Origin of the sequence: Algisphaera agarilytica (genome assembly GCF_014207595.1) — a bacterium.
Taxonomy (GTDB): Bacteria; Planctomycetota; Phycisphaerae; order Phycisphaerales; family Phycisphaeraceae; genus Algisphaera; species Algisphaera agarilytica.
Genome location: NZ_JACHGY010000001.1, coordinates 1,764,075 through 1,788,827, shown reverse-complemented (window position 1 = coordinate 1,788,827; position 24,753 = coordinate 1,764,075). Strand labels below are relative to the sequence as shown.

Here is a 24,753-nt window from a genome sequence, read left to right as displayed (position 1 = left end):
AGCACTCATCACTGAGCGGTCGGCACCTCGGTTTTGATCTCGTGCTTGAAACCCACGGCATCGTCGATACGGCGGATCAGCGCGAAGCTGTCCTTGTAGGCCAGCGGGCTGAAGCCGTCGCTATCGGGGAACTGGGCTTGCAGCGAGGTGCCGGCGAATTGGAAGCTCAGTACGGTGTCCTGAATGCTCTGAGCGAGCTCGGGCTTGAGACTGTGGGCCATGCCGAAGGCGGCACGGGGGAAGGCTTCGGATTCGTAGACCACCGTGAAGGCGTCTTCCTTGACCTCACCGCGCTCGATCGCGGCGGCGAATAGGTCGCTCGCCACCGCCACGGCATCGGCCTTGACCGAACCGTCGGCAAGGCCTTTGATTGAGTTGTCGTGGCTGCCGCTGAAGGCGAAGTCGTAGTCACGCTCGGGCTCGAGGCCCAACTCTTTGAGCAAGACCAGCGGGGCTTTGTATCCGGAGTTCGATCCGTAACGCGTCAGCGCGAGACGGTGACCTCGGAGGTCTTCGACCGCTTTGATGTCGCTGTCCGCCTTGGTGAGGATCAGCATGTTGTAGGACGCCGGCTCGCTCTGCACCGAAGGGCTGGCCACCGGCACGAAACCTGCCGCATTGACCGCGCGGGGCACGTTGCCGGTGTTGAACAGGGTGATGTCGAGGCCGCCGTCACGGAGCGCCAGCATCTGATCGTCGGCCGTGGCGAAGCTGGCGTATTCAACGGGCTTGCCCGTTGCTTGGGAGATCGCATCCATCAGCGGCTGCCACATGGCGGGGTCGACGTTGCCCGCATTCTCGCTGAGGAAGCAGAACTTCAGCGTATCGGGGTCGCGAAGCGCCGCGGCGTCGCTCGGGGTGTCGACCACGAGGTCTTGATCGCTGTCCGTAAAAGCATCGCCAAGTTTGTTACTCACCGGCGAGCCCAGGCCCAGGCTGTTCAGCGTCCGGTCAAAATCCACCCCACGTCCCGCAACCGCTGGCGAGTTGATCTGCGACCAGGCAATCGCAAACACCACGGCTCCCACCGCGACACAGGCGAGAACCAGTGCGGGGGAGAACAACCTTTTGGCGGGAGGCGTCGCAGCCGACGAGGACTCGGCCGAGGCGGTTTCGGGGGCGGAGGGCGTTTCGGACATATCAAGACTCCCAGATCAATAGCGAAACAAGATAAGAACCGCGCAGCAATAGCCCCGACGGAAATACAGAAGGCACTTATTGTGAACGCTGTACAGCATGCGACGCAAGCTAAAACCGTCGGGTTTACGCAATCTTTACTGTTGCGCGGCGGTACGCCCGCAGAACCGTGCTTTACGCTTCGGCGATCCGCTTGAGGAAGCCCACGGGCTTCTCGCGGCTCTTGTACTCGGGGAAGAAGTCTTCCTTGTCGGCCTCGAAGCCGTAGAGGCTCGCCAACGTTTCGGCGAAGACGCGGCGGAAGTCGGTGTGGACCTTGAGGTCGCGGCCGTCGACGAGGTTGCGGCGTTCCATGCCGGTCCACTTGCCGTAGACCTGGCCACCTTTGACCATCCCGCCGATCGCCATCATGCAGCCGGCCCGGCCGTGGTCGGTACCGTTGTTACCGTTCTCGCGGACGGTTCGGCCGAACTCGCTCATGGTCAGCACCAGCGTGCGGTCCATGCGCGGGCCCATGTCTTTGACAAAGGCGCCGATCGACTTGGACAGGTTGCCGAGCATGTTGGACATGGTGCCCTGGTTGCCGCCCTGGTAGGCGTGGTGGTCCCAGCCGTTGTAGTCGATCGCGGCGACTTCGAGGCCCTCGCCGGCTTTGATGAGCTTGGCCACATCGCGGAACTGCCGGCCGAGCGTGGTCTTGGGGTAGTTGCCCTGGCCACCCTTGCCCACGAGTTTGTTGATCTGGCGGAGCTTGCGGATGCTCTCGTCACCGGTCTCGGCGATCCGCTGGCGCATCGCTTCTTCGGGCAGCAGGTCGGCTGCGGGCTCTGCCGACTCGCCGCCGGCGGTCATCTCGCCCTCGGCGGCGTTCTTCTTGCGGGCTTCTTTGTTCGAGTCGCAGTCGTACAGGTCTTCAAAGGTGTTCATCACCTGGTCGGCGCCGTAGCCGGGCACGGCCAGCGTGCCGTACTGCCCACGCATCGAGCGAGGCAGCGTCGATTGCAGCGACAGCGCCCGGAGATCAGCATCTTCGCTGGTCTGTGTGGCGTAGAGGAAGCGGTTGAGCCAACCCTCGGTGACCGACTTGATGCCCGGTGCAGCGCGTTCCATGAAGTCCTGCGCGTCGAAGTGGGAGCGGGTCGGGTGGGTTGAGCCGCAGTTGAGGATCGGGCACATCATGCCCTGGTTGTACAGCTCGGCGATTTCCTTCATCGCGGGGTGGAAGCCGAAGTACTTGTTGATCTTGAGTACACCGCCTCCGCCGCCGGGCGGGTTGACCTTGATGGTTGGGCGGAGCTTGGCGTAGAGCGGGTCGGCGTAGGGGATGATCGAGTTGATCGGGTCCTGGCCGCCGCGGAGGTAGACCACCACGAGCGTGGGCGGTTGGCTGCCGTCCACGTTGGGAGCGCCGTAGGTGAGGCTGGGCGTAAGGCCCGACAGGCCGCCGGCCCCGAGGACCAGGCCGGATTGTTTCAAGAAGTCGCGGCGGGTGGGGGACATCGTGGGAACTCCTGCTTGCGATGCGGTGGGTGGTCTTGAAGGTGTGGTTCGGCCGGTAAGAGTCTAGGCCGATCGGGGTTACTGCTGCTGGAACTCGGGTGAGCCGAGCATGACGCCCCAGGCGGAGGACGCCCCGCCCTTAGCCAGCGCTTCCTGGGCTTCTCTAAGGGTCTGCGGATCGACGTCGCCGGGGACCAGCCGTTGGATGAGCCGTTTGTCGAGCGACTCGGCGCTGAGGTTGGCCTGGAGGTGATCGGGCACACGGACGCCCTTCAGGTTGTTGTTGGCCAGCGACATCGCGAACTGCCAACGGAAGAGCAGCACGCCCGGATCCAGCCATGCCTCGGCCTGGTCGTAGTATCCCGTGGGATCGACACAGCGGTAAGTGGGCTGGCCCATCTGCTTGAGCATGTTGTGGGTGGGGCCGGCTGAATTGATCTGGGCACCGGTCGTGCGGAGCGCCGAGACGGTGTACTCAAACGGCGTCTTGAATTTCACGCGGTGGTTCTGCCGGTACATGAAATCGTTGGAGAAGATAATCGCTTCGTACACCTTGGGCAGGTCGCCGTTGGTTCGCTTGAACACCGTGGCCACGCGATCAACCAGGGCTTCGCTCGGTTCGTCACGGACGAGGTAGCGGCAGAGCTTGAAGGCGATGAACTCCGCGGTGTACTTGTGGTCTGCCAGTTCGCGGATCACGCCCACGCCCTGCTTCATGCCGCCGCCGCGGAGGGTGCTGCCGAAGATCACCTTGTTGTCGTCGTCGTGGTAGTTGGTCTTGAAATCGAAGCCGTACTCGCCGTCTTCGTTGTAGCCGACCGACCAGCCGGTGAGGACACGGGCGAGCTCGGTGACGTCGCGCTGCTTGTAGTGGCGGTCGACGCCGAGGCTGTGTAGCTCCATGATCTCCCGGGCGTAGTTCTCGTTCAGCCCGCGCTCCCGCCCGAGGGCGGCGACGCTGCGTGGCACAAAGTCGCGGTTCTCGTACCGCTCCATCAGCTTGAGCTCGCGCTCGGTCAGGGGTTTCTGACTCACGGCGTTGTCGAGGTAGACAAGCATCGCCGGGTGCTGCGACGAGGCGAGCAGCATGTGTTCAAACTTGCCAAAGGCGTGCCGGCGGATAACGGTGTTCTCGAAGTCAGACGCGGTCCAGGCGACATCGTCTTTGTTGTTGTCGATGTTGAAGTGGTTGCGCCAGAACTCCACGATGACTTCTTCGAACTGTCGGGGCGAGTTGACCGCGCGGTAGAGCGCGGCGTCGCGCAGCTCGTCCCGAGCCTTCGAGCGCAGCTGGTTGCGTTTCTTCTGCTCTTCCGCGGTGGCGTTTTTCTTATAGGGCAGCTTGTACTGTTTGAGCACCTGGTCCAGCGGCAGCGTGACCGAGGGGTACTTCTTCTTGAGTTGCTCGTTGAGGGCGTCGTTGTCGATGCCCTTGGGGTCCAGCTGCTCGCGGACCCATTTTTCCCAGCCCATCTCCATGACGCGATCCACATCGCCGGGGCGAGGTCCGAACGCCAGACGGTTCAGCACGTGGAACGCCTGCTCCCGTTCGGTCAGTTCAGGGCCGAGGTCTTTCTCGGGGCGCGCGGCCTGCGCGGGTATTACGCCCGCCAGCAGGAAACCACCGACCAAGACAAACCATGTCATCGACTTACAACACCGAGCCAAATCACATCGTTGCCGCATGCTTGGAAAACCTCAGATTGAATAAAGAGTGGATGGAAAACTGACCCGAGAACTTAATTATATCAGCCTCAAAATCGATACCTAGCCCAATTTTCCAACTCGGGCCTTAGGCCGCTTCGTTGAAGGATTGGAGCGAGAAATTGAATTCTGCCACGGGCAGGCCGTCGCATTCGATCACAAACAGCGTTGGCGGGCTCTCGGCCAGATCGACCGTTTCGCCTTCAGCGTCCGCCCCGTCTTTGGCATCGTTTTGGGACAGCTCGGGGATGGTCTGGACGACCGGGCGGCAGGGCTCGTTGACGTTGTGATCCACACACACCGCCATCCGGCCGTCGCTCAATCTCAGCTGGCTGCCCGGCGCATAGGGCGGCACCACCTCGATCAACGCCTTGAGCACATGGGGGTCGAACTTCTGACGCATCGCGCCGCTCATCATCGCGTTGAGCACCGCCACCGTCGGCTGCTCCGGGAGATTCATGGGCTTACGCATCCGGTCGAACTGGTCCGCCACCGCGGCGATACGGGCGTACACATGGATGCTCTCACCCGACTGCACGGGGAAGTCGGCCCCCGCGAAACCCGAGCCATCGAATCGCTGGTGGTGGTGCAGCAGCACCGTCGCCGCCGACGGATCGATCTGACCGCGGACCGCCCGAAAGCCCAGCGCGGTGTGCTCCTGATATTCAGGGTCGCTATCGTCGTTCTCAAGATAGAACCGCTCACGCACCTCTTCGGGCAAGAGCGTCATCCCGAAGTCGTGCAGCATCGCACCGACGCCCAGGTTGGTGATCTCCTTGGCCCGGGCGGGGTTGACGTGTTTGCGTTGCTTGACCAGATAGGCCTCGAGCTTCATCCCCATCAACACGGACAGGTATGTCACGGTCGAGGCGTGGCGCATCATGTCGTCGGCGGAGTCGGAGATCTCGCCGATGAACACCGCGGTCTTCGGGTTGGTCGTCACGTGGTCGACCATCGACTGCACCGAGTTCGAATAGGTCTCGTAGTCCAGTTTGGCTGCGGATTGGCCCTGGGTCTGATCGAAGGTGTCCGCGATCTTGGCCGCGACATCTTCCTGGACCTTCAGGGCATCCATGCTCAGGTATTTTTCAACCGCGGCGAGGCTGGGGTAATCCACCCACAGCGTCCGTACCCCCATCTCATCGACGCGTGAGATCGCCTCCTCGGTGAGTTCGTATCCGGCTTTGAGCAGTGTGCGAGCCATCGCCTGCGGATTCTTCACCGGCAGCGCCAGTTTCATCCCCGGCTTGGCTTGTCTGACATCTACTCGTAACACGTGTTCTGCTCCAAGACGACATTCCGTTTCAGCGCGTACAACGCCAATAACGCAATACATCTCCTCCACTTACTCGACCGGCATATCGGAGGGCTTAACTCTGTTTTTCTTATCGGAACCCGCCGAAACCGCTTTTAGTCGCCCCAGCCCCCCGATAAGCGGGCCGGGATCAACCAATCCGCCACCGGGCCCTCACCGTAAGCCGGGCAGACCGGCCTCGGCACGTTGGGCGTTGAGCCACTCCATCGCTCGCGGCTCGTGACGCAGTAGTTTCAGCAGCTGTGAGTTACTGACCCCTAACGCTCCCGCCACCGCAGGCACCTCAAAGCTATGGCTCGCCAAGCCATCCAATGCCTCGGCTAACAGGCAGGGGAAATCGTCGTGTGACGGGTTGATCGCCAATTTCCCCCCCTTGGAGCGAGAACGCCATAGGTCGCTGGGCAAGGGTTCTGAGCCCTCGGCAACCGGGGAGCGGACCGATAAAGCAAGGCTGACCCGCAGCCGGAACACGGCCACCTCGTGGTTTTGGGCCTGGCTGCGGCGTTCGCTGGCCTGAGCCACGACGCCGGTGGGGCGGTGGAGCAAGCGGACCGCGGTCTCGACCTTGTTGCGGTGCTGGCCCCCGGGCCCGGAGGCCCGAAAACGCTGGGCCTCACACGACTTGAGCAGTTCGTCGATAGGCAGTCGGGCGGGGTGGGTCATGAGGGAGATGCGAAGTAGGGAGCTGGAGCGTAGGGGCAGAAACGAAGATGTAAACTCATTGCCTGCCTTTGGCTCTCCGATCTTAGTGTTCCGCCAACAAACATCATTATCCTAATCCCAACTCCCTAGCGCCCTACTCCCTGTCCCCGAGCCACGCGAATGCCAGAGACCTCCCCATCCCCGACTCCCCCCCAAGCCGCCACCGGCCTGGACGGATGGATCCGCTCAAATCCCTGGCACCCACGTATCGTGCCGTTCTTCTGCTGGATCGTCTTCATGACGGTCACGCAGTTCCTGCCCGAAAGCCTCACCCCCGCCAAGCCGTTCATCTACATCGCCCAGTGTGTCGCCACCATCTGGCTGCTCTGGCACTACCGCAAGCTCACCCCCGAGCTCAACCTCAAGTTCCACTGGCTGGCGATCCCCACCGGGGTCGGGCTGCTGGTGGCCTGGGTCGTCCTGGGCTACGCCATGGGTGGCGAACTGGGCTGGCGATGGGAACAAGCGATGGCCGGTGAATGGTCCAAGGCCTTCGGCGTCTTTCCTTACGAAGAACTCGGCCGTGAACCCAACCGCTTCGGGCCTGACCTCGACGCGGAGGGCCAAACCGTCCCCCACCCCATCGATCAACAGATCACCGATACCCCGGCGTTGGGATACCTGGCGCTCGGGCTGCGCTTGCTGGGCATGTCGTTGATCGTGCCCTTGTTCGAAGAGATGTTCATCCGCTCGGCCATGCTCCGCGGGCTGCAACGCCCCGGGTCGACCGTCACCGGCCTGCTCCAGTTCGCCAGCGACCTGCCCGTCATCGGCGACTGGATCAGCAAAACCAAGGCGGGCAAGAACGCCAATGAACAGCCCCCCGCATTCACCAAGCAACTGGTCGAGACGCCTGTGGGGGCCGTGACCTTATTTGCGGTCATCGCCTCGACGATCGTATTCACCGCCAGCCACCAGCCGCGCGATTGGCCAGGCTGTTTTGCGTGTGGAGTCGTTTGGTGCTGGCTGGTCTGGATCACCAACAAGCCACGCAAAGCCAAGGGCGAGACCTGGAAATCGGTCAACGGACTGAGCGAAGACGCCCCCGACTCCGGTTTCGTCAACGGCGCTGGCCGGCTGGGCCTGGGCCCTGTCGCGTGGTCCCACGGCATCACCAACGCCCTGCTCTGGGGCTACACCGTCCTCTGGCAGGACTGGCGCTTCCTGTAAAACGCTTATCGCTGCCGACGCTGTCGCCGGCCGGCCATCCCCATCAGGCTGACCAACACCAGCGTCACGGTCCCGGGTTCGGGGATCACCACCGACGAACCGCCGCCCGACGTCGAGCCGAAGTTGTCCTGCCACACCGTGTAGTCCGCAGCATCCACCACGCCGTTGCCGTTGCCGTCCGCCGCAAGATCAACCGTCGAGCCGAAGCTGTCCTGCCACACCGTGTAGTCCGCCGCGTCCACCACGCCGTTGCCGTTGTAGTCGCCCGCAAGCACCGAAGAAACCACCTCCGCCAGCAGCGTCAGCGTCAGCGTCTCGGTCAACGCCCCCGCCGCTTCCAACGCGTCGCCCACCTCAAGCTCGTACGTCGCGCTGAATACGCCCGCTGACGTCGTATCCAGAAGTGCTGCCTGGAGTCGGCTGTCGCCGGCATTCAGATCACCTTCAATCGGGAACGCTGCGAGGAAGTCAAACGCCGAGCCATCACCTGCGACTTCGGACCAACTGCCCACCGACAAGGCAGAGGTGAAATCGACCGTCGACTCCTGGTTGAACAACGAGAAGACCTCCGCCACCTGTCCACTGTTAAATCCAACATCCACGGTGCCGAAATCGATCTGCAGGCTCTTGGTGACGCTGTCCGAGGCGAAACTCGCGGTCGCGTGGTCGAAGACCGAGTAGGTCACGTTGATCACATCGTCGCCGTCGTTATCGCCTCGACCTGTTCCACCGGCGGTGGTGACGTCGAGGTTGTCGATGGTCACGGTTCCGCCGAAGGCCCCGGCCGAGCTGGCGTCGGCGTTCACGCCGATCTGCAGAGTCTCGCTACCCGTCGTCCCGGTTTGGAAGGCGTTGAGCCTGCCGGTGATGTTGCTGGTTACGCTGCCGGTGGTGGTCACGCTGTAGTAGGTGCCGTCGTTGCCCGTTTTGTTGAGGGCCACGGTGTCTGAAGTCGGTGCAGCGCCGCCGACGAAGACCTGCCCCAAGTCGAGGTCGAGGGTCGACGATCCATCGCTGTTGACCGTGGTGCCGCCCAGCGAAAGCCGGCTGTCGTTTTGCTGATCGACAAAGACCGACCACACAAACTCGGGGCGATCAACAAACGGGTTGCGGTTGCCCTGATAGTTGTCGTAGATGACATCGTTTCGCCGGAGCTCAAAGTCGTCCGCCGGGGCGGCGAAGTGCCACTCGATCAGACGGTCGAGGTTGCCCAGGCCCGAGCCGGGGTTGCCCGAAGACAGTTCCAAGTCCTGGGTGTCGCTGTCCGAACCGTCGTAGCGCACCGCCATGTAGAACTGCTGGCGGGCGATCATGCCTGCGTCGGCATCACCGGGATACCAGAAGGTCCCGCCGTCGCTGACGGTCCCATACGAGCCGCCGTTGGAGCCGAAAGCTCCGCCGAAGTTCAGGCTGCCGCGGTCGCTGTTGATTCCGTTGTCGGAAGGACGCAATTGATGGAGGTCGCTGTTGTCGGGGCCTGACGAGTTCACGCCACGCGAGCGAGGCCAGGTGTGTTCGCGGTTCCACGAAACCCCGCTGTCCCAGCCCGGGATGCTTCCGTTGGGATTGATCGCCGAGACATCCAGCGAGGTCCGGTCGTAGACCAACAGCATGCGGTCGGAATCGTTGGGGTCCTGATCCGTGATCTGCAGGATCGTCCGGGCGTCGCCGTAGCTGAAGACGGTATGGCCATCGATGATGTTGTGGAGTTGGCTCTTGAGCGTAGAGCCGGTTCCGGTCGCGGTGTCGTAGTACGTTGCGGGGGCGTCATAGGGGCCCGCCATGGCGGCGGGGGTTACAGCAAATAGGACTCCGGAAACAACCGCAGGAGAAAAAACTGTTTTGAACAAGATGAAACGCTTTCTGTAATCCGGGGAGTCGGGCCTAACAATGGCTCAAACTCCATCTAAGTAATTCATGGAACCAGACGACAAATGCCTTACCCGGCACGTCGTCCGCGGCGGCTCAGCCCCAAAAGGCCAAGGCCCACCAGCGTTACGGTACCGGGTTCGGGGATCACCACCGACGAACCGCCGCCCGACGTCGAGCCGAAGTTGTCCTGCCATACCGTGTAGTCCGCCGCGTCCACCACACCGTTGCCGTTGCCGTCCGCCGCAAGATCAACCGTCGAGCCGAAGCTGTCCTGCCACACCGTGTAGTCCGCCGCGTCCACCACACCGTTGCCGTTGTAGTCGCCCGCAAGCAACGAAGAAACCACTTCCGCGAGCAGCGTCAGAGTCAGCGTCTCGGTCAACGCGCCCGCCGCTTCCAACGCGTCGCCCACTTCGAGCTCGTACGTCGCGCTGAACGTGCCCGCCGTCGTCGTATCCAGCGTCACAACCTGAAATCGGCTTTCCCCCGCATCCAGATCCCCCTCCACGGGGAACGTTCCCAGGAAGCCCAACGTGGACGTGTCACCCGACACCGCCATCCAGTCCGAATCGATCGCGAGTGCGGAGGTGAAATCAACCGTCGATTCCAGGTTGAACAGCGTCACCAGGTCTTCGGTTTGCCCCTCGCTGAAGCCGAGTTCCACCGTGCCGAAATCGATCTCCAGGCTCTTGGTCACGCTGTCGGAAGCAAAGCTCGCGGTTGCGTGATCGAAAACATTGACCGTCACATCGATGTCCCGGTCGGCCACGCCGTCAGACGCGCTGGTGTAGCTCACCGTGCTGTCCTTCTGGCCGGCAGCGGAGGTATCGACGAGCCATGCGTGAGAGTTGGGTGTATCCGATACGCTGAGATCACCGGTAAACACCGTATTCGAACTTACATCGCCGGTCGCGGTCATCGAGTAGCTGAGGCTATCCGCTGCGTTGTCGGTAGCCACGGGAGCGACGTTATCGACATTCGCTAAGACGGCCACCCCGGTGCCTGCGAAGACATCCGTCGCCGTGATACTCACATCCAGATCCAGTAATGCGGGGAGCTGGTAATCCGCGACCACGGGCAGGTGATCGCTGAAGTCATGTAGCGCGTTAAGCACCGATGCGGGTTGCGAACGCCCCGTGGTGGTCGCGTTGATGGCCTGGTTGTAACTGGTCCCGTCGTTCCCGAACGCACGATAAGACGTGGCTGCAGACCCGGTACTCTCCGGAGTGATGATGGCAAACCCACTGCCATTAGCGACTTCTTCAGAAACTAATTGGAAATCGAAGCGGTCGTCGAGGCCGCCGGGTACACCGCCATCTGAAAGGGTGGTGGTGCGCGTGGATTGAGTCATCAATTCAGGAGTGGATGAACCCCAAAAGCTGAGTCCCGATGGATCCACCGCCTGCGCATTGCCACTGGCAAAGAAATTCTGATACGCGTCGTCAAATGACGACTGCAGGTTAAAGTCACCCGCAAAAATCACATTCGCATCCGCCCCGAGAGCATCGGCATTGTTACGCAGGTTGTTCACTTCCGAGGCGCGGGTGGTGAAATCGCTGGAAGAACTGCCCGCTTTTAGGTGAGCCGAGTAGACATAAAAATCCGACCCCGCGTCGGTATATCCGACGGGCCGGAAATGCCCCCGAACACCCGGCCGAATTCCAACACCGATAGATGTCGAACCCAACAGGTCGACCGTGCTGCTGTTGTAAACGATCGCCAAGCGGTCCACGCCGTTACCCGTCGTAATCGCACTGTAAGAGGTGGTGTTGTGTAGAGCATTGAGCAGGTTAGCGATGTCCGTAGCGGTATTCACCGACCCGCTAAGGGTTTGCTCCTGCAGCGCCAGAACATCCACCGGACGAACGATACCGTTTACCGGTTCGGTAGCAATTGCACCGAAAATCGTCTGGAATTGCGAGTCGTCAGACAAGCTGACAGGCTTGTCCAGCGTGTTGTAGGTCACGATGCGGAGCTGTGCTTCGGCGGGAGCGTGCAAGGCACCGGCCAAACACATCATGACGGGCAATGAGAACAATCGCAGTTTTTTCAACTTCATACCCTCGCGGCGTTGGCGATGCTCGAAGTGGTTTCGAACCATTTCGAAAAAAAGAGCAGGGATACCCGGTAAGGTACCCCTGCTGCTGTAATCTCTGATTTAGCCGATCAAACGATCAGGCTTGCTGGCGACGGCGACGGAGAATCGCCAGACCACCCGCGGCCAACAGAGCGGCGGTGGTGGGTTCGGGCACGTTCGCGGTGCCGCTGACCTGGAAGTTCTCGCCACCCTGGGCAATGATGCCCGAGTAGGTGATCGATTCATCAGGGGTCACGATCCGGACAACCGAAACCGGGCTGCCTTGATCGGTCGAAGAGCCGAAGCTCATGAACAGGGTCGTAGGGGTTTGGATGAAACCATTGGTCTCGGTACCGGTGAACGGGTTGTTGCCGGGGTTGGAGGTGCCGAAGTTACCGTCGAAGTAGTAGGTGTCCTCTTCAGCGGTGTATCCCAGCAGGCCATCGAAACCCGCGGTTTGCGATTCTTGATCAACCGCCACGGCACTATTGAACAGCGAATCGTTGATCGCAGCTTCGAAGCCGAGCTCGATGGCGTACGAACCGGTCAGGTCATCGGAGATGATCTCGAACAGGAACGCGTTGTTACCGCCAGCAGTTTCGCCTTCGTAGACCGCGTTGAGCGTGGGCTGGGCCAGAGCGGGGCTGGCCGCAAGAACCGCCACAGCGGCGGACGAAATCATCTTAGTCATAGCTTTCATAGGTAAAAATCCTCCAAATACTTATACAAATTCACGTTTAAGGTTAGCGGAAAACGGTAAAAATTCCAGTAAAAATTCGAAAAACAGGCCGCTTTGGGACGCCTGAATCAGGCCTTACGGCGGCGACGGGCCGCCAGGGCACCCAGACCCGCGAGGATCAGGCCAGCGCTGGGCTCAGGAATGACGGTCGCACCGGATCCGGAGGCCGTGTTGCCGAAGTTGTCCTGCCAGACGGTGTAGTCCGCGGCGTCGATCACGCCGTTTTCATTTCCGTCCGCGCCGGTGCCCGCAACCACGGTGTCGCCGAAGCTGTCTTGCCAGACGGTGTAGTCGGCGGCGTCCACGACGCCGTTGCCGTTGTAGTCACCTGCGAGGATGGTGCCGGTATCGATCAGGTCACCGGTGATGAGCAGGTCGTCGAACGCGAACACCTCGGGGCTGCTGTTGGAGCTGGCGAAGAAGCTGAGGGTCAGGGTGTCGCCGGTTCCCGAGATATCGGCAGTGATGGTTTGCAGGGTGTTGTCGAGCTGAGTGGTGCCCGACGCGGTGGTGACCACCACGGGATCCTTGAACGCTTCGAATTCAATCTGATCGAAGTTGCCGAAGCTGTTCGTGACGTTGTAGGCACGCTCTTCGTTGGTGGTGCTGCTCAGCAGTTCTTCGGGGATGAACCCGTCCATCGCGGTGGTGTCGCCGTCGAGACCGTTATCCAGCGGGTGGAAGTCGACCGTGTCGCCGGTGGTCGAGACGCCGGGGCCGTTGGCGATCAGGTCATCCCATTCAACGTCGTCGAAGAACGGCGTGGCATAGCTTTCGTAGGTGCTGCCGTTTTCAACCGTCACGTCATAGAACGTGCCGCTTTGAGCGGTCGCGGTAATGGGGTTTTGCAGAGATCCACCGTCGATCTGGGCGAAGAAATCAAAGGTGTCATCACCCTCGAAGTCGCCAACGGCAGCCATATCGACCGAGACCTGGATGTTCTCATAGCCCGAGATATCGAACGTCCAGTCAATCTGGACCGTACCGCCGGGGTTGCTGCCGTTCACCGTGTCCTGCATGCCGACAAACCGGTCACGGTCGCCCGACTGGAAAATACCGAAACGGTCAGCAATGAAAGTCGTCGAGTCGTCCAAGAAGTCGAACGGCACACCGCCACCGGTCGGATCGATAATGCCGAAGTTGTCGAAAATCGATCCGCCAAAGTTGCCGTTGTTCGCACTGTTGTCGGGCGTGAAGACGCGGGAGGTGTAAATCTCACCTGCACCGCCGTCGAAGGTGTCCGAGCCAATCGTGGTCTGACCAAAGGCCGGCGAGGCGACTGCCGCCAACAGCGCCATGGTGCTGAATTTCAAATTACGAGACATTCTGAATCCTCCATTTAGTAAACAAATTTATCGTGGATCACGTTTAAAGGCATAACACAGCCCTGTTCAAATCAATCGGTGCGGGTTACTCAAACGGCCCCCACTCAGCCGCACCATCTGCGGTGACGTTGGGTTGATAGTTGCCCGTAAAGACGTCCGCTACGGTCATCGCCTGGCTGTAGGTAAGAAGACTTTCCTCATCAAAGGATGAGCCGTGTCCATCCACAAACAGGATATTGCTGGAGTCACCTTGGTGCCGGTCCGCCGCGATGCGTGAGGAACCGTCGTTGGGGCCCACAAAGCCCGGCGAAGGGATCGTGTTGCCTTGGTCCGACGCAACGGAGATCAGGCCGATGTTCTCTTCGTCATTCCCCTGCTCGCCGAAAACCACGGTACGAGAGGCACGGGGGATATCCAAAGCGTTGATGTGATCACGCTTTGGAAGAACCAGTGGGCGAACATTGTTTTTGCCGCCAAGCGTCAGGTTCATGCCGTAGTGGAATTCATTATCTCCGTTTTCCTGAATCTCTGGGCAGAACCAGATACCGCCCGCCCCATCTCGGTATTCATTCATCGTCAAACCCTCTTGGGTCGCCTCGTAGGGAGTGGTCGACTCAACGAGGTTGGGAAGGGCGTTAAACCAGAAAGCCGGGTCGTTTTCCAGCTTGGGGTCGACGAAGTTGGCACCGATCGCGGGCAACCAGTCACGATTCTCAACCATGTAGATATTCGTGGCGATGCCCCACTGCTTGAGGTTGCTCAAGCAGGCGATACTCCGAGCCGTGCCCCGGGCCGCGCCCAGCGCGGGGAGCAGGATGCCGATGAGCAGGGCGATGATAGAAATCACGACCAGCAGTTCGATCAGGGTAAAAGCTTGGGTTTGGGGTTTTCGTCGCATGTTCGTTTCGTCCTTGGTTTTTCCTATCCAGGTTCACACGGGATACGCCGGCGTCGTCGCCTTTGTCTTCCAAACCCCTGCTTACCCGTCCCCGCCCTGCCCGGCACAGCACTGCTGACGGCCGGAGGCGGGGGTTGCCCTTCTTCCAAGGGCTGACTGAGTCTTTTGATTCAAGGGGCGGGCTTGCTTTTCGACAAGCCGGCCCGATTTTTTCACTGCATTCCGCAGCCCATGGCGTTAGCCGGGGCTTACTTGCGGCGGCGGCTGAGCATGGCCAGGCCGCCCAGACCGACCAGCGCGAGGCTGGCGGGTTCGGGGATGTTCGCGGCACCCGGGGTCGCCGAAGGCGCGGGGACCGGAGAAAATTCGAGGAGGTAAGCCGTCGAACCGCCATCACCCGACAAGCCGAAGCCGGCGGGGAGGAAGGTGCCGTCGGGGCCGACGGAGATATCCGGAGCCACACCGCCTTGAGCCGCATCGCCGGCGCCGCCATCCGTGACGAATGCCGAGTACAGCGTCGTCGCGGAGTCGTCTTGCAACAGGAGGGTGTACGAGCTGTTTTCAATCGAGATGTTCAGCTCGAGGTCCGGCGTGATGCCGTAGCCCGCCGTGAAAGTCGCGTTGCCGATCAAGAAGTACCCACCGGCCGCGATGGTGCCGCTGGCGATTTCAAAGGTGTCATCGACGGTACCTTGCGAGGCACCGGAATCGCTTTCGATCTCGAGGATCTGATAGCCCGAGAGATCCACCGCGGTGGGCCCGCTGTTGTAGATCTCAATAAACTCGGCGTCCGCACCGGTGGTGCTGCCGATCACTTCGTTGATGAACAGGTCCGCATTGGCTTGACCAGCCAAGCCAAACGCCAAACCTGCCGCCGTCAAACTTCCAAACAGTTTCTTCATGCTCATTTGAGCCCTCCATTAAAGATCATGATCCAATTTGAGCCGCTGCGACGCACAGCGGGAGACTTATCAATCTGTACATATCTCACAAATGACCAAAAAACTCCCAACCCTTATTAGAAGGCTGGGAGCGATATATTTCAAGACTTATGCGCGACGACGCCCGCGGCCGAGCATGGCCAGGCCACCCAGGCCGACCAGCGCGAGGCTGGCGGGTTCGGGGATAACACCCTCGATAACCAGGTTATCAAAAGCGATTTCTTCGCTCGCCGAGTCCATAAAGACCGCGATTTCAACGGTCAGGCTCGAACCGGTGCCGGTGATGCTGCCGGTAAAGGTAGAGAACTCTTCGGAGAGAGCCGTACCATCACCTTCACCATCAAAGTCAGTGTCTTGCGAGAGCACCGCGGAGTTAAACGCATCGCCATCTTGGACCGTTTCAAAAGCCAGGATGTTGAAGGATGCACCCGCGTCGATCGAACCAGTGATAACGATAGAGTCGAGGGCGTCGTAGTTTGCTCCGCCAGACTCAGCAAAGAGACCCGAAAAACTCAGGTCGGTCGCACCGGTGATGTCGACGGTGAAGGTCAGGGTTTGGATATCGTTGCCGTTACCCCCATTGTCGTCGGTGTCTTCCGCAGCGAAGAAAGACGAACCACCGAAGCCGGTGTAATCGTTCACGGTCGAAATGTCGCCGGTACCGACCACCGCGAAGTAGTCGTTCGTGCTATCGATGAAATCCGACGAGAGGGAGAACTGGCTCTGATCAGCCTCGAATGTTTCCGAAAACAAAACCTCAGCCGCGGCAGAGCCACCCTGCGCAAAACAAGCAGCAGCAGCAATACCAAACAATGCACGTTTCATAGCTTCAAGCCTCCAATTCCAATACAAATCTAGTTCTCTACTCCAGCCCAGCCACTGCGGCCGGGCAAACACACGCACAAGTCTAAGCTCACTCACAGGGTCGCCCGAGTGAGAAACAAGTCAATCCACAATGTGTTCTGAGTTAATGACTGCACCGCTCAAAACACACACAAGCGATCAAGCCGTGGCAATACGAGGTATTGACGGCGATCGGGTGTTTCCCCGGAGGGTTAGGTGCAGCATTTTTCGACCGCTGCCGTCGGTCCAACCCACAGGGCGTGGATTGCTTCTGGTTTGGGGGACATGGCCCTCGGCTTTCGCCTCCACCCAAGTCCCTTCCATCATGCCGAAAAGGCGTGCTTCAAAGCACTCGGCAACACCTCGAATATAGCCGGACACAACCCCCTGTCTAGGCTGATTTGCGGGTTTTCCGTTATTTTGATCATTTACTAACCGAGTTCTAATTAAACTGATTAAACGCTATGCAAAACAAGGGGATTTCCACCCCATTGCACAGTTTTCATGCAGCCAATCTCTCGCCTGAAACACTTTGTTCCAAGGGGTTTTGAGTGTCAAGCACGATGTCTGTGGCCCACTCCAAACGCGCAAGCCGACCGTCGCCACCAGCGCCGACAGAGCACGCCGGGCTGGTGTCGCCAGACCTCGGGAATCAGGCTGCCGGGATCGAGTCAGCGCAGTTCAGGGGCGGGGGTCACGATCAATCGCAAGCCACCGTCCGCGGTATCTGCTTCATCCTCGGCGTAGTCCATCGTGACGGTGCTGCCCTCCGCGACCTCGCCCCCGATCAGGGCCTTGGCCAAACGGGTCTCGAGCTGGTGTTGGAGGTAGCGTTTGAGCGGTCGGGCCCCGTAAACCGGGTCGTGGCCGGCCTCGGCGAGGTGCTTCGTGGCAGCATCGGTCAGCTCTAGTGTGATCCGCCGGTCATCCAGCCGCTTCTGCACGTCGGCGGTGAGTAGGGTCACTATCTTCTCTATTTCGCCCAGTCCCAAGGGAGTGAACATGACGATGTCATCGACCCGGTTGAGGAACTCGGGGCGGAAGTGGCTACGCACCGCGGCCATGACCTGGTTCTTGGTCTGCTCGGACATGGCGTTGCCGCCGTCGCCGGACAGGATGGCATCGTCGAGCATGAACTGGCTGCCCAGGTTGCTGGTCATGATGATCACGGTGTTCTTGAAGTTCACCGTTCGGCCCTGGCTGTCGGTCAGCTGCCCGTCGTCGAGCACCTGTAGCAGCGCGTTGAATACGTCCGGGTGGGCCTTCTCGACCTCGTCGAACAGCACCACGCTGTAGGGCTTACGGCGGACCGCTTCGGTGAGCTGGCCACCCTCGTCGTAACCGACGTAACCGGGAGGGGCGCCGATCAGCCGGGCGACGCTGTGCTTCTCCATGTACTCGGACATATCCAGGCGGACGAGGTTGTCTTCGCTGTCAAAGAGCGCCTCAGCCAAGGCCTTGCACAGCTCGGTCTTGCCCACGCCCGTCGGGCCCAGGAACAGGAAGCTGCCGATGGGCCGCTTGGGGTCCTTGATGCCGGCCCGGGCACGCAGCACCGCGTCGGCCACGAGCTGGACCGCTTCGTCCTGGCCGATGACGCGCTCGTGGAGTTGGTCCGCCAAACGCAGAAGCTTCTCGCGCTCGCCCTCCACCAGCCGGGCAACGGGGATGCCGGTCCAGCGGGCGACGATCTGAGCGATCTCATCGTCGGTCACCGCGTCACGGAAGAGGCGTGAGGCTTGAGGGGTGAGGTTTGAGGACCCAGCCTCGCCACTCGCGCCTCGCGCCTCGTCGCTCACTTCCTCACTTGCCAACTGCTTCTCGAGTTCGGGGAGTTTGCCGTACTTCAACTCGGCGGCCTTCTCCAACTCGTAGCTCTGCTCGGCCTGCTCGATCGCGAGCTTCGTCTGCTCGATTTCCTCGCGCAGCTGACGCACCTTGTCGACGTTGCCGCGCTCGTTCTCCCACTGCGCCCGCATCGAGTCTGCTTCGGTGCGCAGGTCGGCGAGTTCTTTTTGCAGAGCGCTAAGCCGCAAGCGGCTCGCCTCATCGGTTTCTTTCTTGAGCGCCGCTTCTTCGATCTCCAATTGCATCACGCGTCGCGTCAGGTCGTCGAGCTCAGCAGGCATAGAGTCCATCTCCGTGCGGATCATCGCGCAGGCCTCGTCGACCAGGTCGATCGCTTTGTCCGGCAGGAACCGGTCGGTGATGTAGCGGTGCGACATCGTGGCGGCGTTCACGAGAGCGCCGTCGGTGATCTTCACGCCATGGAAAACCTCGAAGCGTTCGCGCAGGCCACGGAGGATGCTGATCGTGTCTTCGACCGTGGGCTGATCGACGAGCACGGGTTGGAATCGTCGCTCCAGCGCTGCGTCTTTTTCGATGTGCTGCCGATACTCGTTGAGCGTGGTCGCGCCGATGCAGTGCAGCTCACCGCGGGCCAGCATGGGCTTGAGCAGGTTGCCCGCGTCCATCGCGCCGTCGGCCTTGCCCGCGCCGACGATCGTGTGCAGCTCGTCGATGAACAGGATGATCTGCCCATCGGCCTGTTTCACTTCGTTGAGCACCGCTTTCAGCCGTTCTTCAAACTCGCCGCGGAACTTAGCGCCCGCGATGAGCGCGCCCATGTCCAGAGAGAAGACGGTCTTTTCTTTCAAGCCTTCGGGCACGTCGCCGCGCACGATGCGCTGGGCCAGGCCCTCGGCGATCGCGGTCTTGCCCACGCCCGGCTCGCCGATGAGCACGGGGTTATTCTTGGTCTTACGCGACAGGATGCGGATCGTCCGGCGGATCTCTTCGTCCCGCCCGATCACCGGGTCCATCTTGCCCGAGCGTGCCGCCTCGACGAGGTCACGGCCGTACTTGGCGAGGGATTCGTAGGTCGCTTCGGGGTTGGAAGACTGGACCCGCTGAGGACCACGCACCTCGGTCAACGCGGTGCGGAACGCGTCGAGCGAAACCCCCAAGTCATTGAAGATTTTCGCCGCTCGGGACTTGCCGTCGGCAAGCATCGCGAGCACGAGGTGCTCAACACTGACGTACTCGTCTTTGAGTTGGTTGGCCTGTTTCTCCGCCGCCACGAGCAGTTGCTGCAGCCCCTGGGTGATGGCCACTTGGCCCTGGGCTGCGCTGCCGCCGCTGACCGATGGGCGGGCGTCCAGATCGCGACGCAGCTCGCCCGCCACGACGTCGGCCGGACGCTTGAGTTTGTCCAGCAACCGCGGGATCAATCCTTCGGGCTGTTCAACGAGCGCAAGGATGACGTGCTCGATGTCCACGGCCTGGTGGCCGCGTTCGATCGCGGTGCTCTGGGCGTTCTGCAACGCCTCCTGGGTTTTCTGAGTGAACTTGTTGGGGTCCATATCGACACCTTTCTTCATTCGGATTGTTTAGCGGGCGATCGTAGATCGCCTTGGCCCGCCTCCGGGTCGATCTACGATCGACCGCTAAACCGACTTGATTAGATCAGGGGCCATCCAATTCGAGATCGCGTAGTTGTTCGTAGAGCTTGCGCTGCTCGTCGGTCAATTCCTTGGGCACGTTCACGAGAACACGCACCAGCAAATCGCCCCGCTTGGCTTCCGGCCCCAGGCCCTTCCCGCGGACGCGCAGCTTGCTGCCCGAGGTGATGCCGGGGGGGATGGTCATGCTGACCGTGCCGTCGAGCGTTTCGACGTCGGCCTTGCCGCCCAGCGCCGCGAGCGCGGGGCTGATCTTCAGGTCGGCCGTGAGGTTCACGCCGTCGACGCCGAAGCGCGGGTCGAGCGCCACGTTGACCTTGAGGATCAGGTTTTCGCCACGCAGGCGTATCTTGCTGCCGGGCTTGAGTCGGGGCGGGATCTTGACGTCGACCTTCTTGCCCGCCCCCATCGCGCCGCCGCTGAGGGTGAGCTGTCGGGTGCCGCCGTGGTACGCCTCGTAGAGCGGGACGGTGATCTCCGCTTCTTGCTCACGCGGGGCCTGGGCCGCGCCGCCGAAGGGATCACCCCCGAACGGGTTGCCTTGTGCTCCGCCTTGGCCGCCGAACATTTGGCGGAAGAAGTCGGAGAAGTCCTGCCCTTCGAAGTGAAAGCCCCGCGAGTCGCCGCCGAAGCCTTCGAATCCCGGGGGCGGACGGAAGTCCTGACCCGCTTTGTAATTCGCGCCAAACTGGTCGTAGCGCTTACGCTTCTCGGGGTCTTTGAGGACTTCGTACGCCTCGCTGACTTTGCTGAACTTCTCCGCCGCATCCGGGGCATCGTTGCGGTCGGGATGCAGCTTCTGGGCGAGCTTCCGATAAGCGCGCTTGATCTCATCGGCCGACGCGTCGCGGGCCACGCCGAGAACTTGGTAGTAGTCTTCAAACTTCACAGCCATGGATTCATTCTCTCGCTGAACAAAAAGCAATCTGCTTGCCACGCCAAACGTCGTAAACCCCTATTTTTCATTGTTTTGCCTGACATTTTTCGTCAAAACATGCCGATTTGGCAGTTTTTTGGGCCGCATCACTCCGCTGGCCACGACGCCGATGGTCAGCGTCCGAGTTGAGCCGTGGCCCCGCAAATTTTCTGGCAGGAATCGTGAGTCACCGTATTGAGGGAATGATTCGGCCGATGGGATGGTAATTCGATCGGGCTTCTGTCTTCACGGCCCGTCAGACGTTTCAGTTCAACTCTATTCGAGAGATCCAAGACCATGGCCGAAAAGACCTCGCCCGCGCCCGTACGTTCCTTCCGTTTGTATCGCGCCTCGGCCGAGGACGCCCCCTTGGACCTGAACGAAGAAGTCCGCGAGGAACCGCTTCGCCAGCTGCACCCGGACATGGTGCCGGCCACCCACGAAGCGTTACGCAGCGACGAAAGTGCCGCAGCCAACCTCGCGTCAACCCTTGTGCTTGATGCGACTCAGCAAGGCGCATCCGACATTCACATCGACCCCGCCAACGACGGTTGCATCGTCCGCTTCCGGGTCAACGGCGTGCTCTACGACACGGCGGAGTTCCTCGGCGACAGCACGCAGCGGCTGATCAACCAGGTCAAGGGCGCAGCCGAGATCGACCCCATGCGCAGCTTCACCCCGCAAGAGGGCCGCTGGCGTCAAGAGATCAACGGCCACCACGTCGACCTCCGCGTCACCACCATCCCCTCGGTGGCCGGCGACAAGATCGCGATCCGCTTGCTCGACCCGCAACGGGCCAACCAGCAGCTCGACGGCATCGGCCTCAGTGGAGCGCAATTCCAAACCATCGAACGCTGGGCCGAGAACCCCGACGGCCTGTTCCTGACCGTCGGCCCCACCGGCAGCGGCAAGACCACCACGCTCTACACCCTCCTGCAGCGCTTCCGCAACAGCGCCCGCAGCGTGGTCACCATCGAAGACCCCGTCGAGTACCGCCTCGAAGGCCTGACCCAGATCCAGGTCAATGAGCGACAAGGCCTGACGTTCCCCGTCGCGATCCGATCGATGCTGCGGCTGGACCCCAACATCGTGATGGTTGGCGAGATGCGAGACGACGCCTCGGCCGACGCCGCCGCCGAAGCCGCGATCACCGGGCGGGTCGTGATGAGCACCCTGCACTGCCGCGACGCGGCGGGCGCGATCACCGCGCTGCGCAACCGCGGGGTGAGCAACCACCAGATCGCCGCCAGCCTGCGGATGGTCGTGGCCCAACGCCTGGTCCGCCGGCTCGACCCCGTGGCCCGGGTCGAAGTCGAGCCCGATGAGGCCGACCTGCACTGGCTCAAGGCCGTAGGCAAAAGCGTGCCCAAGACCTGCTACGACACGCCCGCCCACGCCGGCCGCCAGGCGATCACCGGCGAAGGTCGCATCGGCGTCTACGAAGTCCTCCAACTCACCGAGCAAGACGTCGAGCTCATCCTCGCCGATGCCAGCGAACGCGAGATCCGCGATCAACTCAACCTGCGCGGCCACACCTCGCTGATCGATGATGGCCTGGCCAAGGTCGAAGTCGGGCTCATCAGCCTGGGCGATCTACGTCAAGCCATTGGTGTCGGACACGTGCAATCCAGCGATGACGACGCCGAAGACATCGGCCTCATCGCGTCCAACGACGCGTAAACCATTCTCCGGAAATTGGGTTGGGATCAAACCCGCTCGGTGATGCGGGTCTTGCCCGTTTGATTCGCCTGCCAGATCCGGCCGGTCTCGGGTTCGAGGCAAGTCAGCCAGCCCTGACCGCAGGCCCAGGTGTCGATGCATACCGCGTGGCCGAGGTCTAATACTTCGCCGGACTTCTGCGAGGTGTGCCCCGCGACCATGGTCTTGCCCGACACGTGCGGGTCGGGGTCGTAAAACTTGTCCCACAGCAGAGAGTCCGTGGACTGCTTGCTGAGCGGCAGTTCGTGATTCACGTTGCCGTGGACGTAGAAGTGGGTGGGTGTGTCGTAGTAGAGCCGTGTGTCTTCGAGGAAGTCCCAGTGGCGCTGCGGGACCGAGCTGAGCGGGTCCCCATCGCGGGACGGGGGGTAGGCGTCGAGCGTCTTGTCGCCGTTGCTGTACCACCAATCCTTGAACGCGGCGTGGTTGTGGCGGGCGTCGAGCATCATCTGGTCGTGGTTGCCCCGCAGTGCGATCAGCGATTCGGGGTTGTGGCGTTGGCGTGCACACAGCCAGTCCAACACCCCAGGCGTGTCCGGGCCCTTGTCCACGTAATCCCCGAGCGTGATCAGCAGGTCTTCCTCACCGATCCCCACCAGTTTCACCAAGGCCCGAAGTGCAGACGAGCAGCCGTGGATATCGCCAATCGCAAAGATGCGCATGGCGGCAGAGTAACCACTTCAGATGAGTTTTGGAATAGCGCCGGGGCTTACGCCGAGAGCGGCGTGCAGAAGAAGGTCCGCTCGTCGCCGACCGCCACATCACGCAACAGGTGCAGCTTCAGCAGATCGCCCAGGCGGGCAACGAGGTTGACCGAGAGGTCGGCCCGGTCGGTGAACAGGTGCAGCACGGGGTCGGCATCCGGGTCGAAGCGGCGGCCGCGCTCCGTGAGTTGCAGCAGCTGGCGGTGCTGGCGAGCCCAGTCACGAACCGCAACGAGTTCCACGATCGCTTCCTTCGGCGTGGGCGGGTCGCCTTCGGCCGAATCGTGACGGTGCAACAGATGCAGCCGGCCGATGGAATCCAGAGCGAGCTGGGTGTGCGGCTGGCTGGGGCAGCGGGCTTCGAGGGCCAGGCCGCCGGGGATCGAGGCCGCGGCACGGGCGTCCGAATCGATCAGGCTGAACAGATCGATTTCTTGGGCGTCGGTGGGCTCGGGCGTGAGTTCCCAGGCGGGCGTATCCGAAGACGGCTTGGGTTCGGGGGTGGCTTGCACCTCGACCGGCTCGTCGAGCGGCGGCAGCGTGGCGTGCGTCGCTTCTGAAGCGGCGGAGACATCCTCTGCGGACTCAAACGTATCGATGGCCGAAACCACGGGCGCGCGTTCGGGTTGAACGTCGGTAGCGGGATCGACGGTCGGGGCTTCGAGCTTCGACAGCCAATCGATCAAGCGCGGCCACAGGGTTTGGAGTTCGGTAAACGTGCCGAGCGTGCGGCAGCGTGCAGGAATCATCTTCTGCTGGTAGCCGATGAGTTCGACAGGCGTATGCAGGAAGTTCGCCACGGCAGATCGCAGCTTCTTTGCTGCTTTCTGCCCCGCGTCTTTATCCGAACCCACCACCATCAGGCCGACATGGGCACGAGCGGCTTCGTCATCGGATTCGATCAGCGATTTGAGCAACCGGTAGCCCGCTACGATCGCCGCGTCGTCCGCGCCACTAAGCAGGGTCCAGTAGTCCAGGTCCAACAGACGGGGCAACGCCTCGGGCGTCGGGTCCATGTGCAACAGGATCGTCCGCACCGGCAAGACGCGGGATCGGCACAGCTGCTCCAACACCGCGATCATGTCACGCCCCGCAAAACCGCCCGGCGGTACCCGGAGGCTCGGGCCTCGGAACGCCGCCGCGGCCGGGTCGTTCGAGGCATCGTGTTGAGTAGGTTCGATCACTTCGAGATCGATGCTGTCGGTATCCACGTGCAGGATCGCAACCGCGCCGTCTTGCTGGGCCAGCAGTTGGCCGTACTGCGTCAGCCAGGGACCGGCCATGCCGGGGAGGTTGCCCAGCACCACGGCCTCGGCCACACCGATAATCGGTTGCGGCCTCCCGCTCGACCGGTCGCTCGATTCCGAATCATCTTCTCCGCCCGCCAGCCGCAGCTTCGGCCCGTCTTCATCGTGAGCCGGGGTGTCGGCTGGGGGCTGCTGGTAATCGCTCGCGGTGTGATCGGTGTCCTGGTAGCTCGCCAACAGCGCGGCGGCATCCCCGAGCAGTTCCTGGGTGAGCTCGTCGAGTTCGCCGAGGGTGGGATCGGGTGGCTCGTTCATGGACGACGGCCGGGCGACCTGAGCGGCCTTGGGGCGCATCTTGATCGGGGCGGGGCCGGACAACGCGTCGCCGCCCGGCTGGTCCTCGGTGAGGAACAGTTCGGCCAAGGCATCGAGTGTGTTGTTGGTTTTCTCGTCCATGAGGTTTTAGTGATGAGTCAACAGTGA

The 24,753-nt window shown here is 61.6% G+C and carries 18 protein-coding genes; 2 read left to right on the top strand and 16 right to left on the bottom strand.

Features of this window, described 5'->3' with window-relative positions; translation table 11 throughout:
- Positions 1–8: 8 nt before the first annotated feature.
- The 5 genes from phnD to HNQ40_RS07490 all read right to left on the bottom strand — a co-directional run bounded on the left by phnD (position 9) and on the right by HNQ40_RS07490 (position 6,319).
- Positions 9–1,139, bottom strand: a complete 1,131-nt coding sequence (phnD, locus tag HNQ40_RS07510) for a phosphate/phosphite/phosphonate ABC transporter substrate-binding protein (RefSeq protein ID WP_184677262.1) — start codon at positions 1,137–1,139, stop codon at positions 9–11.
- A gap of 172 nt (positions 1,140–1,311) precedes the next feature.
- A complete protein-coding gene (locus tag HNQ40_RS07505) occupies positions 1,312–2,637 on the bottom strand; it encodes a DUF1501 domain-containing protein (protein WP_184677261.1) in 1,326 nt (441 codons plus the stop codon).
- A gap of 78 nt (positions 2,638–2,715) precedes the next feature.
- Positions 2,716–4,284: a DUF1800 domain-containing protein gene (locus HNQ40_RS07500; RefSeq protein ID WP_184677260.1), complete on the bottom strand. Its 1,569-nt coding sequence runs from the start codon at positions 4,282–4,284 to the stop codon at positions 2,716–2,718.
- A gap of 145 nt (positions 4,285–4,429) precedes the next feature.
- The gene (locus HNQ40_RS07495; protein ID WP_184677259.1) at positions 4,430–5,581 is read right to left on the bottom strand and encodes an HD-GYP domain-containing protein; all 1,152 of its coding nucleotides are present in this window, start codon (positions 5,579–5,581) and stop codon (positions 4,430–4,432) included.
- A 228-nt stretch (positions 5,582–5,809) separates the two neighbouring features.
- The gene (locus tag HNQ40_RS07490; protein ID WP_184677258.1) at positions 5,810–6,319 is read right to left on the bottom strand and encodes a peptide chain release factor family protein; all 510 of its coding nucleotides are present in this window, start codon (positions 6,317–6,319) and stop codon (positions 5,810–5,812) included.
- A gap of 159 nt (positions 6,320–6,478) precedes the next feature.
- Here HNQ40_RS07490 and HNQ40_RS07485 point away from each other — a divergent pair, with 159 nt between their 5' ends.
- Entirely contained in the window at positions 6,479–7,528 is a 1,050-nt protein-coding gene (locus HNQ40_RS07485; RefSeq protein ID WP_184677257.1) for a CPBP family glutamic-type intramembrane protease, read from the top strand.
- A 5-nt stretch (positions 7,529–7,533) separates the two neighbouring features.
- Here HNQ40_RS07485 and HNQ40_RS07480 read toward each other — a convergent pair whose 3' ends face one another.
- The 9 genes from HNQ40_RS07480 to HNQ40_RS07440 all read right to left on the bottom strand — a co-directional run bounded on the left by HNQ40_RS07480 (position 7,534) and on the right by HNQ40_RS07440 (position 20,579).
- Positions 7,534–9,312: an endonuclease gene (locus HNQ40_RS07480; protein ID WP_184677256.1), complete on the bottom strand. Its 1,779-nt coding sequence runs from the start codon at positions 9,310–9,312 to the stop codon at positions 7,534–7,536.
- Between the two features lie 155 nt (positions 9,313–9,467).
- On the bottom strand, positions 9,468–11,459 hold the full coding sequence (locus tag HNQ40_RS07475) for an endonuclease/exonuclease/phosphatase family protein (protein ID WP_184677255.1): 1,992 nt from the start codon (positions 11,457–11,459) through the stop codon (positions 9,468–9,470).
- A 115-nt stretch (positions 11,460–11,574) separates the two neighbouring features.
- Positions 11,575–12,168, bottom strand: a complete 594-nt coding sequence (locus HNQ40_RS07470; protein ID WP_221435415.1) for a PEP-CTERM sorting domain-containing protein — start codon at positions 12,166–12,168, stop codon at positions 11,575–11,577.
- Between the two features lie 116 nt (positions 12,169–12,284).
- Positions 12,285–13,541 (bottom strand): PEP-CTERM sorting domain-containing protein, encoded by a 1,257-nt coding sequence (locus tag HNQ40_RS07465; RefSeq protein ID WP_184677253.1) that lies wholly within the window; start codon positions 13,539–13,541, stop codon positions 12,285–12,287.
- A gap of 85 nt (positions 13,542–13,626) precedes the next feature.
- Positions 13,627–14,439 carry a type II secretion system protein gene (locus tag HNQ40_RS07460; protein WP_184677252.1) on the bottom strand — a complete coding sequence of 271 codons (813 nt, stop codon included), beginning with the start codon at positions 14,437–14,439 and terminating at the stop codon, positions 13,627–13,629.
- A 248-nt stretch (positions 14,440–14,687) separates the two neighbouring features.
- On the bottom strand, positions 14,688–15,347 hold the full coding sequence (locus HNQ40_RS07455) for a lamin tail domain-containing protein (RefSeq protein ID WP_184679199.1): 660 nt from the start codon (positions 15,345–15,347) through the stop codon (positions 14,688–14,690).
- 141 nt (positions 15,348–15,488) lie between these two features.
- Positions 15,489–16,205 carry a PEP-CTERM sorting domain-containing protein gene (locus HNQ40_RS07450; RefSeq protein ID WP_184677251.1) on the bottom strand — a complete coding sequence of 239 codons (717 nt, stop codon included), beginning with the start codon at positions 16,203–16,205 and terminating at the stop codon, positions 15,489–15,491.
- Positions 16,206–16,894: 689 nt separating this feature from the next.
- Positions 16,895–19,585 carry an ATP-dependent chaperone ClpB gene (gene clpB, locus HNQ40_RS07445; protein WP_184679198.1) on the bottom strand — a complete coding sequence of 897 codons (2,691 nt, stop codon included), beginning with the start codon at positions 19,583–19,585 and terminating at the stop codon, positions 16,895–16,897.
- Between the two features lie 103 nt (positions 19,586–19,688).
- Positions 19,689–20,579, bottom strand: a complete 891-nt coding sequence (locus HNQ40_RS07440) for a DnaJ domain-containing protein (RefSeq protein ID WP_184677250.1) — start codon at positions 20,577–20,579, stop codon at positions 19,689–19,691.
- Positions 20,580–20,897: 318 nt separating this feature from the next.
- Between HNQ40_RS07440 and HNQ40_RS07435 the strand changes: the two genes are divergently transcribed.
- Entirely contained in the window at positions 20,898–22,280 is a 1,383-nt protein-coding gene (locus HNQ40_RS07435) for a GspE/PulE family protein (RefSeq protein ID WP_184677249.1), read from the top strand.
- A gap of 26 nt (positions 22,281–22,306) precedes the next feature.
- On the opposite strand, the gene HNQ40_RS07430 is transcribed toward HNQ40_RS07435, so the two are convergent.
- Both HNQ40_RS07430 and HNQ40_RS07425 read right to left on the bottom strand, forming a co-directional pair.
- A complete protein-coding gene (locus tag HNQ40_RS07430; RefSeq protein ID WP_184677248.1) occupies positions 22,307–22,981 on the bottom strand; it encodes a metallophosphoesterase family protein in 675 nt (224 codons plus the stop codon).
- 47 nt (positions 22,982–23,028) lie between these two features.
- Positions 23,029–24,726 (bottom strand): hypothetical protein, encoded by a 1,698-nt coding sequence (locus HNQ40_RS07425; RefSeq protein WP_184677247.1) that lies wholly within the window; start codon positions 24,724–24,726, stop codon positions 23,029–23,031.
- Between the last annotated feature and the right edge of the window lie 27 nt (positions 24,727–24,753).